Source organism: Clostridium cuniculi, from assembly GCF_004353185.1.
In the GTDB taxonomy this organism is placed as follows: Bacteria; Bacillota; Clostridia; order Clostridiales; family Clostridiaceae; genus Clostridium; species Clostridium cuniculi.
Window position 1 is genome coordinate 39065 of the sequence record NZ_SMUS01000032.1, and the last position, 10973, is coordinate 50037.

The following is a 10973-nucleotide window of genomic DNA, read 5'->3' on the forward strand; positions in this document are numbered from 1 at the left end:
AGGGGGTTATAAAAATGAGTGTTGAAATGATCATTTATGCTCTAGTTGGATTAGCACTTTTATTTTTGATTATAAAGTTGTTAAAATGGCCTATTAAAATATTGATTAATGGAATAATAGGAATTGTATTATTATATGTGGCAAATTACATAGGAGAATATTTTAACTTTTATATAACTATTAATCCTATAACTGCACTTATTGCAGGATTTTTAGGTATTCCGGGAGTTATATTTTTAGTAATTTTTCAATTATTTTTTTAAATTAAAAGCTTGGATGTTATTTAAAGAGATAGGGAATCTTCATTTGTATGAAGATTCCCTAAACTTATATAGACGGGAGTTAGAAGATTTTCTTAATTGCCGTAAGCGAAAAGCTTCTGCATACTATATATTATTTAAAATGATAAAAGTTGTTACAAAATTAAAAAATAAATTAGGGTGTAAACACTACATCCGTTTACACCCTTTATATATAAATGATACACTAATATAATTAATGTATCGTCTATACTATTAATATAACCATTTGAAATATAAATATGTATTCAAATTTAATACTAAATTAAGTTTATAATTTTACTTATAGGAGGAATAGATTATGCCAGCAGGAAATGGGGTTAATTGTAAGTACTGTCCAGAGTTTGAAAAGAAAAGATGTAATGGAGATGATAAGGGATGTTTATGTTATAAATGTCCAAGACATTTAGGACAATGTAAGTGTGTTAAATATTGTAGAGAAACAGAATCAATTTTAATTTTTGATGAAGATTATAACGAGGGCTATTAAATTAGTCCTCTATTTTTTTGTAGAATATTATAATTATTATCACATTATCTCATTTAAATAAATAAAATATAAAGTATAAATTTTTTTAATATTAAGTTAATCACATTAGTTAAAAATTACAAAAATATATTAATTTATAAAAAATTACAAAATATATCTATGCAATAGTTGTATAAATTGTTAAATAGTAGTAAAATATCAAAAAGCAATAAATAAAAATTATAATAATTTTAATTGGGGGTTAGAAAATGATAAGAGTATTGACTAATGACGGTTTACAAAAAGGGGCTATTAATAAGTTAACATCATTAGGGTTTGAAGTAGTTAATAATCATTATGATAAAGATGAATTAGGTACTGCTTTAAAAGAGTTTGATATTTTAGTTATTAGATCTGCAACAAAGGTTACTGCAGATATTTTAGACCAAGCACAAGGAGGAAAGCTGAAACTTATAATAAGGGCTGGAGTAGGAATTGATAATATAGATGTTCATTATGCGACACAAAAAGGTGTAGTTGTGAAAAATACTCCTAATGCAAGTTCTGAATCAGTTGCAGAATTAGTAATTGGACATATGTTTGCATTAGCAAGGTTTATAGCTATTTCAAATTGTACTATGAGAGATGGTCAATGGAATAAGAAAAAATATGAGGGGATAGAGCTTGGAGGAAAAACATTAGGGATCGTAGGCATGGGAAGAATAGGTAAGGCTTTGGCTAAAAAGGCAGAAGCGTTAGGTATGAAAGTTGTATATAATGATATATTCGGTAAGCAAGATGAATTATCATATGAATTCTTAGAATTAGACGATCTTTTAAAGAGTTCAGATTTTATATCTTTACATGTTCCTTATGATAAAGAGAAGGGATCTTTAATAGGAAAAGCTCAGTTTGATATTATGAAGGATGGAGTCTATTTAATTAATTGTGCTAGAGGTAAGGTTGTTGAGGAAGCAGCATTATTAGAAGCTTTAGACAATGGAAAAGTGGCTGGTGCAGGAATAGATGTTTTTGAAGAAGAACCTACTAAAAATGAAGCATTAGTAAATCATCCTAAAGTTAGCGTAACTCCTCATATTGGAGCTGCTACAAAAGAGGCTCAGGAGAGAATAGGAGAAGAAGTAGTTACTACTATATCTAATTTTGTAACTAATAATTTAGTAACTATATAGTTTTACAGTTAGAGGAGGAAGAGCGATGGCAATAATAAGAGCATTTAAGGCATTTAGACCTACAGCAGATTTGGCATCAAAAATAGCGGCATTACCCTATGATGTAATGAATAGTGAAGAAGCTCGTGAAATGGTCAAAGATAATGAGTATTCATTTTTACATGTAGATAGGGCAGAAGTTAACTTGCCTAATGATACTAATATATATGATAAAGTCGTATATGAAAAGGCAAGAGATGTATTAGATAAAATGATACAGGATGGTTTATACGTTCAAGAGGATAAACCTTGTATGTATATATATAGACAAACTATGAATGGAAAAAGTCAAACTGGGTTAGTTATTTGTGCAGCAATAGATGATTATATTAATGATAAAATTAAAAAGCATGAACATACTAGAAAAGATAAAGAGGTTGATAGAATAAATCATGTTGACTATTGCGATGCAAATACGGGTCCAATCTTTTTAACTTATAGAAATCAGGCTGAAATATCTAAAATAATGGATAAGTGGATACAAAATGAGCCATTATATGATTTTATATCTGAAGATGGGAATGGACATACTGTATGGATAATTAATAATGATAGTGATATAGAAAGATTAACTACACTTTTTAAAAATGTGGATAGCTTATATATAGCTGATGGACATCATAGAGCAAAATCAGCTGTAGAAGTTGGATTAAAGCGTAGAAAAGAAAATCCAGGTTATACAGGAGAAGAAGAGTTTAATTATTTCTTATCTATAGTGTACCCTGATAATCAATTAGAGGTTTTGGATTATAATAGAACAGTTAAAGATTTAAATGGATTAAATGAAAATGAGTTTTTAAGTGCTATAGAAAAGAATTTTAAAATTAAGATTTCTAAAGAAGCTGTCAAGCCAAAGAGAAGACATACATTTGGTATGTATATGAATAATACTTGGTATGAACTTGAAGCAAAAGAAGGGACTTTTAATGAAGAAGATCCAATGGAGAGATTAGATGTATCAATTCTTCAAAATAATTTACTTTCTCCAATACTAGGGGTTGATGATCCTACTAAGTCTGATAGAATTGAATTTATTGGTGGGATAAGGGGAATCAATGAGTTAGAAAAAAGGGCTAATAAAGATATGAAAGTAAGTTTTTCAATGTTTGCTACAACAACTGATGATATTATGAGTATTGCAGATGGTGGAATGATAATGCCACCTAAATCTACATGGTTTGAACCAAAGCCTAGAAGTGGATTATTTATTCATAAGCTTAGTTAGTTATAGCGAGTGATAGGCAATAAGCAAATTTACTAAATTTAATAAAAATTGGGGGGACATTTATATGTCAAGAGTATATAATTTCGCAGCTGGTCCAGCTGTCTTACCAGAAGAGGTTTTAAAAGAAGCCGCAGCAGAGATGTTAGACTATAAGGGTACAGGAATGTCAGTAATGGAAATGAGTCATCGTTCTAAGGCTTTTGAAGAAATAATTCAAGAGGCTGAACAAGATTTAAGGGATTTGATGAATATTCCTGATAATTATAAGGTATTATTTCTTCAAGGGGGCGGATCAACACAATTTGCAATGGTTCCAATGAATCTAATGAAGAATAGAGTTGCAGACTATATTATAACAGGACAATGGGCTAAAAAAGCAGCAGCTGAAGCAAAAAGATATGGAAAAGTAAATGAATTAGCGTCATCAGCAGATAAGACTTTCTCTTATATTCCTGATGTAAGTAATATTAAAGTAAGTGATGATGCAGATTATGTATATATATGTCATAACAATACAATTTACGGAACTACTTATCATAAGTTACCTGATACAAAAGGAAAAGTTTTAGTTGCAGATATGTCATCAGATATATTATCTCAACCTATAGATGTTACTAAGTATGGATTAATATTTGCAGGAGTTCAGAAAAATATTGGGCCGGCTGGTACAGTAGTTGTAATAATTCGTGAAGATTTAATTACTGATGATGTACTTGAAGGTACTCCAACAATGCTTCAATATAAGATACACGCAGATAATAAGTCTTTATATAATACACCACCAGCATATGGTATCTATATTTGTGGAAAGGTGTTTAAACATCTTAAAAAGCTTGGCGGATTAGAAGCTATGAAAAAGAAAAATGAAGAAAAAGCTAAGATACTTTATGATTATCTTGATTCAAGTGAGTTATTTAAGGGTACAGTTGTAAAGGAAGATCGTTCTTTAATGAATGTGCCATTTATAACAGGTGATAAAGACTTAGATGCTAAGTTTGTTAAAGAGGCTAAAGAAGCTGGAATTGAGAATATAAAAGGTCATAGAACTGTTGGCGGAATGAGAGCTAGTATTTATAATGCTATGCCAATAGAAGGAGTAAAATATTTGGTTGAATTTATGAAAAAATTTGAAGCTGAGAATAAATGATAAGTTTAAGGAAGTAGAAAATTAAAAAATAATAGTTAATAAAAATGGTACTGGAAATAAAAAAATCTAGTACCATTTTTATTTATTAAAGTTTTTCTAACATTGTTTTTAGTATAAATGTTGAGTTTTTAACTCCAATAGGAGTGAATTTTTCAAAATCCATATGAGCTCCGTTGTTAGCATTATCAGATATAGATCTAACAACAACAAAAGGAATATTGTTTAAGTAGCAAACATGAGCTATACTAGCTCCTTCCATTTCACAAGCTAATGCACCAAATTCCTTTTCAAGCCATTGAATTTTATCAAGTGATGCTACGAACATATCTCCGGATACTATTCTTCCAGAAAAAGTTTTAAAGTCAGAAGCTTCATCGCAAGCAGCTTTAGCGATTTCAACTAACTTTGCATCACATTTAAAATCAAAAGTATCCATTCTTGGAATTTGACCCATTGGATCACCAAAAGCAGTTGTATCCATATCATATTGAACTAAGTTTTCTGCTATTACTACATCACCAGGATAAATATCTTTACCTATACCACCAGCAACTCCAACGTTTATTACTGATGATACGTTATATTCAGAAGCAAGTATTTGAGTACATACAGCAGCGTTAACCTTACCTATACCACATACAACGGCAACAACATCATGTCCCCATAGTTTTCCCTTGTGGAATTTCATTTTTGCTTTTTCTTCAACTGTTTCTAATTCCATGTCTTTTAAAAGAATTTCTAATTCTTCAGACATAGCACCTATTATTCCTAAAATCATTTTGAATCCTCCATATAAGTATATAATTTATATAAATTTACTTAAAATATATTATATACTGACATTCAATTAATTAATAGCAGATTTATTAGTAAATTTTAAAACAAAGAAAACCGATAGAATTACTTGTGTTAATTTAAACTGAAATATATAATAGTCTCAGCGGGAAAATAAACTTGAACGAAGGAGAGTAAACATATGGCATTAAATGAATTTTGCAGAACTGAATTACTTATAGGTGAAGAGGGAATAGAAAAGTTACATAATTCTAAAGTTATAGTTTTTGGAATTGGTGGAGTAGGAAGCTTTGTAGTTGAAGCTTTAACAAGAGCTGGAGTTGGAAATTTAATATTAGTGGATAATGATACTATTTGTATATCTAACTTAAATAGACAAATACATGCTACACAAACTACAGTAGGCAATGTTAAAGTTGAGGCTATGAAGGCAAGAGTATTATCTATAAATCCTAATTGTAATGTTGAGGCAAAGCAAGAGTTTATTACAGCAGATAATATACAAGAAATAATTCCAGAAGATATAGATTATGTTGTAGATGCTATAGACACAGTAACGTCAAAATTAGCATTAGCAGAGTATTGCTATAAAAATGATATTAAGTTAATTGCATCTATGGGAACTGGAAATAAAATGGATCCTACTCAATTTAGAGTAACAGATGTATTTAAGACTAAAGTTTGTCCTCTAGCTAAGGTTATGAGAACTGAGTTAAGAAAAAGAGGAGTTAAAAAGTTAAAGGTTGTATATTCAGAAGAGATACCAATGGTACCTAATAAGGGAAGAGCTGTTCCGTCTCAAAAAAGACAAACTCCTGGAAGTATATCATTTGTTCCACCAGTAGCAGGAATGATAATAGGTGGAGAAGTAATTAAAGATTTAACAGGATTAAATTAATATAATTGAAAAAAAGATTTAAGGGTAAGAGTTTACTATTCTAATAATATTAAAATAGTAGAGTTCTTACCCTTAAAAATTATATTAATCAACTTTAAGTGTTACATTATAATCTTCTCCTGTTAAATTAAGTAGAAGTGATTTTAATGAGTTTTCTGTATTTAAAATAGCTTGTTCATAAAAATCAGGATTATTCATTTTTTCTGTAAATAAATTATTTAGATTTTTATATATGGAACTTAACTCCTCTGATGATAGTTTTAAATCTCCAAATCTTAAGAATCCAACTTCTGTATCATAATATATAGTTTTACTTTCATCTATATCTATACTGAATATATTTATTTGAGGGATTGTTATAGATACTTCTTTAGTTGCAGTATTTATTTCAAAATTAGAGTTAGATAAAGTAGAAAAATCTATAGCATAAGAACAGTTTGCAAAAAAAGTTATCTTTTTAGATTTTTTAAATATATCTAAGTTAAAGTAAGTGTTATCTATTGTTAAAGTTTCTGATAGTTCAATTTCTAAGGGAATTAATTTATTTACATTTTTTATTTCGTTTATTAAAGTATCATCAGATAAAATTGAAGAGGATTCAATTTTATATGTGTGAAAGTAAGGAAATAACTTTTGAAATTTACTAGGATATTTAAAAAATAAGATTAATATGAATAAAGCAAATAAAATAAATAAATAAAATAATATTTTATGAAGTTTAAATCTATGTTTTTTCTTATATAAAAAAATAGTCATCCCCACCTTGAAACATTTATATATTAAATTCACATAAATTAAATATATTAAAATATAAATAGGTATATTCCTTTAAGTAATATTTTTACTTTTAAAGTAAAGTTGGTTGAGTTTTATATTAGTTTATTTGTATAATAAAAATAAGTGAAATTGTTTTTAGGAGAGTTAGTATGGATAATCAAAGGGAAGTAAATATAGAACTTATTAAGGGTACTTTAGATGATTATATAGTGAAGGATAAAGATAAGATTGTAATAGGAAGGTTTACTATAACAGAACTAGATAAGGAAAATAAAAAATGTAATTTAAAATTAAAGTTTTATAGAGAAGATAACTATGATTTGTTAAAGATTACATTAGAAGCTATTCTTAAGGCTGTATTTAAAGATAAAAATATATTTAAGGCTAATGTAGTAGTTAGTGAGAATATAAATTTAAAGCCATTTTTAGATATTGGTTTTACATTAGAAGCTATTTTTACTGATAATATATTTACAAAGGGTAGTTTCTATGATGAATTAAGTTTTGGAATAAATAGAAATGAATATTTGAATTCAGGAAGAAATAATATTGTTGAGATTAAAGGGAAAAATATCTTAATTAGAAATTTTACACCTGATGATGCACAAGAACTTTTAGATTATTATGTGAGAAATAAGGAACATTTAAGAGAGTTTGAACCAGTAAGAGATGCTAGTTTTTTCACCTATGAAATGCAAAAGGAAATTTTATTAGAAAGCTATAGACACCTTATGACTGGGGTAGGAAGTGACTTGGGAATATATAAAGATGATAAACTTATAGGAAAAGCTAAAATTTCTAGTATAGTTTATGGAGTATTTAAAAGTGGAATATTAGGATATTCTATAGATAAAGAATATGAAGGAAAGGGATATATGAAAGAAGCTATAAACTTAGTGTTAGAATATGCTAAAGAATATTTAGATTTACATAGAATAGAAGCTTCAGTTTTACCAACTAATGAAAGATCTAAGGGTGTTTTATTATCCTGCGGATTTGAGGAAATTGGAATTAATAAAAAGTATTTATATATAAATGGTAAATGGAGTGATCATATTACTTTCTATAAAATACTTTAAATATAAAAAATAGCTAAGGAATAAATCCTTAGCTATTTTTTATATTTATTAAACTTCATAGTTAACAACTATATCTTTACCAGCTACAACAGATCCTGTTTCTACTGCAGTTATTGATTTAGCAGCATCAACATTTGTTACTAAAACTGGAGTTGCAAGAGATAATCCTTTTCCTAAGATGAAATCTCTATCAATCTTAATTATAGGAGTACCAGCTTTAACTTTTGTACCAGCTTCAACTAGTTGTTCAAATCCTTCTCCATTTAAGCTTACTGTATCAACACCAATATGAACTAATAATTCTAGTCCATTTTCTAATGTCATAGCAAATGCATGTTTAGTTTTGAATACTAATGATAATTCACCGTCAGCAGGTGCAACTACAGTATCACCTTTAACCATTATAGCAGCACCATCTCCAGCCATTTTTCCAGCGAAAACTGGATCTGGAACTTCTGATAAAGGTATTAAATCACCTGTAGCAACTGCAACTAGTGCATTTTTTGGGCTTTCTACAGTATTTGATTCTACAGTGTTTGATTCTGATTTACCAAATAATTTTTTGGAAAAATTAGCCATGATATTTCCTGATAATTCAGGATTCACATCCTTTCTAAAATAAGTTTACACAATTTTTATATTATAATATAGGTAATAAAATAAAAAGGCATAAGTATATCTTTAATAAAGAATAACTTATGCCTGATTTAACAGTAACACGTTTCACATAAAATTATATATATTAGCAATTAGTATGTCAATAAAAATAATAAATAAAAATTCGATGAAAACGTTGACTTTTGTAGCAATTTTATACTATAATATGATTGTAAAGTAAATAACGTTCAAATTATGAGGCGTGCAACCATAAGAAATGGGCATTAGCTGAAAAGGGTATTTTATATTCTTTTCAGCTTTTTTTATTACCGAAATTATTTTTAATTTTATATTGCTAGCCTTATATGGAACAAAAAAATAAGGGGGACTTTATTATTATGATGAAGTATTTACAAAGACTCGGGAAATCTTTAATGCTTCCAGTTGCTTGCTTACCTGTAGCAGCTATTTTAATGGGAATAGGTTACTGGATTGACCCAACAGGTTGGGGAGCAAACAATGTTGCTGCAGCTTTTTTAATTAAAGCAGGTGGCGCATTAATTGATAACATGGCAATTTTATTTGCTATAGGTGTTGGTGTTGGTATGTCTGATGATAATGATGGTACTGCAGGTTTAGCAGGACTTGTATCATGGTTAATGATTACAACATTATTATCAAGTGGTGTTGTAGCCATGTTAAAAGGTGTTGATGTTTCAGAAGTTCCAGCAGCATTTGGAAAGATAGAAACACAATTTATAGGTATATTATCAGGGTTAATTGGTGCAGCTTGCTACAATAAGTTCAAGAACACAAAACTACCACCAGCTTTAAGCTTCTTTAGTGGGAAGAGATGTGTTGCTATAGTAACAGCAGGAGCTTCACTTGTTGCAACGTTAATATTATTCTTTGTATGGCCTGTTGTATATGGAGCATTAGTATCATTTGGTGAAGCTATTATTTCTACTGGATCAATTGGAGCTGGTATATATGCATTCTTTAATAGATTATTAATTCCATTTGGTCTTCACCATGCATTAAACTCAGTATTCTGGTTTGATGTTGCAGGAATTAATGATATTGGTAAGTTCTGGGGAACTATGGAAGGTGGAGTTCTAGGTCAAACAGGTATGTACATGACTGGATTCTTCCCAGTAATGATGTTTGGTTTACCAGCAGCTGCTTTAGCTATGTATCACACTGCTAAAGATAATAGAAAGAAAGTTGTAGCTGGTTTATTATTAGCATCTGGTTTAGCCTCATTCTTCACAGGAGTTACAGAACCATTAGAATTCGCATTTATGTTCTTAGCACCAGGATTATATGTAGTTCATGCTGTATTAACAGGTATATCTGCTGCTATTTGTGCAATGTTACCAGTAAGAGCTGGATTTAACTTCAGTGCTGGTTTTGTTGATTGGTTCTTAAGCTTTAAAGCGCCATTTGCAGAAAATCCACTTTGGTTATTAGCAATTGGCTTAGTATTCGCAGTAGTTTATTATGTAGTATTTAGATTTGCTATTACTAAGTTTAATCTAAAGACTCCAGGTAGAGAAGATGATGACGATACTACTGGAGAAATGGATGCTAAACTTTCAAATAATAACTTTACAGCTGTAGCTGAAACTATATTAAGAGGTCTTGGTGGAAAAGAAAATATAGTTACTGTTGATAACTGCATAACAAGATTACGTTTAGAAATTAAAGATCATACATTAGTTAATGAAAAAGTAATTAAATCTGCGGGAGTAGCAGGGATAATTAGACCAAGTAAGACAAATGTTCAAGTAATTGTAGGAACACAAGTACAATTCGTTGCTGATGAGTTTAAAAAATTATGTAAGAGCGAAATAGTAAAATAATTTAATAAAAAAGAGCTGTGCGCGAAATAAGTGCTACAGCTCTTTTTTTATTAAATTTTATTTTCATATGAATGAAGTTAATTGTGAATGTATAAAATACACAGTGTTATTATTGGATTGTTTAATAAATTAGTTAACTTATCCAGGTGTATCAATGTAAGAAAAAATGAGAATAACAATGAAAAATGGAGTAATTAAGCAATATTTGTTTAATATAATAGAAAATACTTAAGTTATGTAAATGGAATATGATATCATAAATCTTGTCCAAACGGACATCAGATAAGTCGAAAAACAGTAAGTTAACAAAAACAACAAAAATGTTGAAAAAAGATGTTGACACAAAAGTTATTCGGTGATAAGATAAGGAAGTCGCTTGGATGCGACAGAGTAAATGGTCTTTGAAAATTGAACAGAATATAGTTAAAGTAAACCAGCAATTCTTTTGAGAGTCTTAAAACAAAGACTCAAAGTAATTTGAGCAAATGATTAAACTTTTTAGTGAGAGTTTGATCCTGGCTCAGGACGAACGCTGGCGGCGTGCCTAACACATGCAAGTCGAGCGAGTGGAGTTCTTCGGAACAAAGCTAGCG

At 29.2% G+C, this 10973-nt stretch carries 11 protein-coding genes and 1 rRNA gene; 9 read left to right on the top strand and 3 right to left on the bottom strand.

Annotation, left to right across the window (positions count from 1 at the left end):
• The first annotated feature begins 14 nt into the window (after nucleotides 1-14).
• The 5 genes from EJJ37_RS14835 to serC all read left to right on the top strand — a co-directional run bounded on the left by EJJ37_RS14835 (nucleotide 15) and on the right by serC (nucleotide 4372).
• Nucleotides 15-263, top strand: a complete 249-nt coding sequence (locus EJJ37_RS14835) for a pro-sigmaK processing inhibitor BofA family protein (RefSeq protein ID WP_133016307.1) — start codon at nucleotides 15-17, stop codon at nucleotides 261-263.
• Nucleotides 264-600: 337 nt separating this feature from the next.
• Nucleotides 601-789: a hypothetical protein gene (locus EJJ37_RS14840; RefSeq protein WP_133016308.1), complete on the top strand. Its 189-nt coding sequence runs from the start codon at nucleotides 601-603 to the stop codon at nucleotides 787-789.
• A gap of 248 nt (nucleotides 790-1037) precedes the next feature.
• Nucleotides 1038-1961 carry a D-2-hydroxyacid dehydrogenase gene (locus tag EJJ37_RS14845; protein WP_133016309.1) on the top strand — a complete coding sequence of 308 codons (924 nt, stop codon included), beginning with the start codon at nucleotides 1038-1040 and terminating at the stop codon, nucleotides 1959-1961.
• A gap of 25 nt (nucleotides 1962-1986) precedes the next feature.
• A complete protein-coding gene (locus EJJ37_RS14850) occupies nucleotides 1987-3225 on the top strand; it encodes a DUF1015 domain-containing protein (protein WP_133016310.1) in 1239 nt (412 codons plus the stop codon).
• 64 nt (nucleotides 3226-3289) lie between these two features.
• The gene (gene serC / locus EJJ37_RS14855; protein ID WP_133016311.1) at nucleotides 3290-4372 is read left to right on the top strand and encodes a 3-phosphoserine/phosphohydroxythreonine transaminase; all 1083 of its coding nucleotides are present in this window, start codon (nucleotides 3290-3292) and stop codon (nucleotides 4370-4372) included.
• Between the two features lie 85 nt (nucleotides 4373-4457).
• On the opposite strand, the gene EJJ37_RS14860 is transcribed toward serC, so the two are convergent.
• Entirely contained in the window at nucleotides 4458-5150 is a 693-nt protein-coding gene (locus tag EJJ37_RS14860) for a 5'-methylthioadenosine/adenosylhomocysteine nucleosidase (protein ID WP_133016312.1), read from the bottom strand.
• 198 nt (nucleotides 5151-5348) lie between these two features.
• Between EJJ37_RS14860 and EJJ37_RS14865 the strand changes: the two genes are divergently transcribed.
• Entirely contained in the window at nucleotides 5349-6065 is a 717-nt protein-coding gene (locus tag EJJ37_RS14865; protein ID WP_133016313.1) for a tRNA threonylcarbamoyladenosine dehydratase, read from the top strand.
• Between the two features lie 84 nt (nucleotides 6066-6149).
• On the opposite strand, the gene EJJ37_RS14870 is transcribed toward EJJ37_RS14865, so the two are convergent.
• Nucleotides 6150-6821, bottom strand: coding sequence for a DUF4230 domain-containing protein (locus EJJ37_RS14870; protein WP_133016314.1), 672 nt, complete (start codon nucleotides 6819-6821; stop codon nucleotides 6150-6152).
• 170 nt (nucleotides 6822-6991) lie between these two features.
• Between EJJ37_RS14870 and EJJ37_RS14875 the strand changes: the two genes are divergently transcribed.
• Nucleotides 6992-7921 (top strand): GNAT family N-acetyltransferase, encoded by a 930-nt coding sequence (locus tag EJJ37_RS14875; RefSeq protein WP_133016315.1) that lies wholly within the window; start codon nucleotides 6992-6994, stop codon nucleotides 7919-7921.
• Nucleotides 7922-7969: 48 nt separating this feature from the next.
• Here the strand turns inward: EJJ37_RS14875 and EJJ37_RS14880 are convergent, their stop codons facing one another.
• Complete coding sequence (locus EJJ37_RS14880) at nucleotides 7970-8500, bottom strand: PTS sugar transporter subunit IIA (RefSeq protein ID WP_133016316.1); 531 nt, start codon at nucleotides 8498-8500, stop codon at nucleotides 7970-7972.
• A gap of 416 nt (nucleotides 8501-8916) precedes the next feature.
• Here EJJ37_RS14880 and nagE point away from each other — a divergent pair, with 416 nt between their 5' ends.
• Nucleotides 8917-10380 carry an N-acetylglucosamine-specific PTS transporter subunit IIBC gene (nagE, locus tag EJJ37_RS14885; protein WP_133016317.1) on the top strand — a complete coding sequence of 488 codons (1464 nt, stop codon included), beginning with the start codon at nucleotides 8917-8919 and terminating at the stop codon, nucleotides 10378-10380.
• A gap of 497 nt (nucleotides 10381-10877) precedes the next feature.
• Nucleotides 10878-10973 (top strand): 16S ribosomal RNA (locus tag EJJ37_RS14890); the annotation flags it as partial.

Excerpts from the sequence above, each read along its gene's own strand:
- EJJ37_RS14835 (WP_133016307.1), top strand. The coding sequence starts at position 15 with ATGAGTGTTGAAATGATCATTTATGCTCTAGTTGGATTAGCACTTTTA.
- EJJ37_RS14840 (WP_133016308.1), top strand. The coding sequence starts at position 601 with ATGCCAGCAGGAAATGGGGTTAATTGTAAGTACTGTCCAGAGTTTGAA.
- EJJ37_RS14845 (WP_133016309.1), top strand. The coding sequence starts at position 1,038 with ATGATAAGAGTATTGACTAATGACGGTTTACAAAAAGGGGCTATTAAT.
- EJJ37_RS14850 (WP_133016310.1), top strand. The coding sequence starts at position 1,987 with ATGGCAATAATAAGAGCATTTAAGGCATTTAGACCTACAGCAGATTTG.
- serC (WP_133016311.1), top strand. The coding sequence starts at position 3,290 with ATGTCAAGAGTATATAATTTCGCAGCTGGTCCAGCTGTCTTACCAGAA.
- EJJ37_RS14860 (WP_133016312.1), bottom strand. The coding sequence starts at position 5,150 with ATGATTTTAGGAATAATAGGTGCTATGTCTGAAGAATTAGAAATTCTT.
- EJJ37_RS14865 (WP_133016313.1), top strand. The coding sequence starts at position 5,349 with ATGGCATTAAATGAATTTTGCAGAACTGAATTACTTATAGGTGAAGAG.
- EJJ37_RS14870 (WP_133016314.1), bottom strand. The coding sequence starts at position 6,821 with ATGACTATTTTTTTATATAAGAAAAAACATAGATTTAAACTTCATAAA.
- EJJ37_RS14875 (WP_133016315.1), top strand. The coding sequence starts at position 6,992 with ATGGATAATCAAAGGGAAGTAAATATAGAACTTATTAAGGGTACTTTA.
- EJJ37_RS14880 (WP_133016316.1), bottom strand. The coding sequence starts at position 8,500 with ATGGCTAATTTTTCCAAAAAATTATTTGGTAAATCAGAATCAAACACT.
- nagE (WP_133016317.1), top strand. The coding sequence starts at position 8,917 with ATGATGAAGTATTTACAAAGACTCGGGAAATCTTTAATGCTTCCAGTT.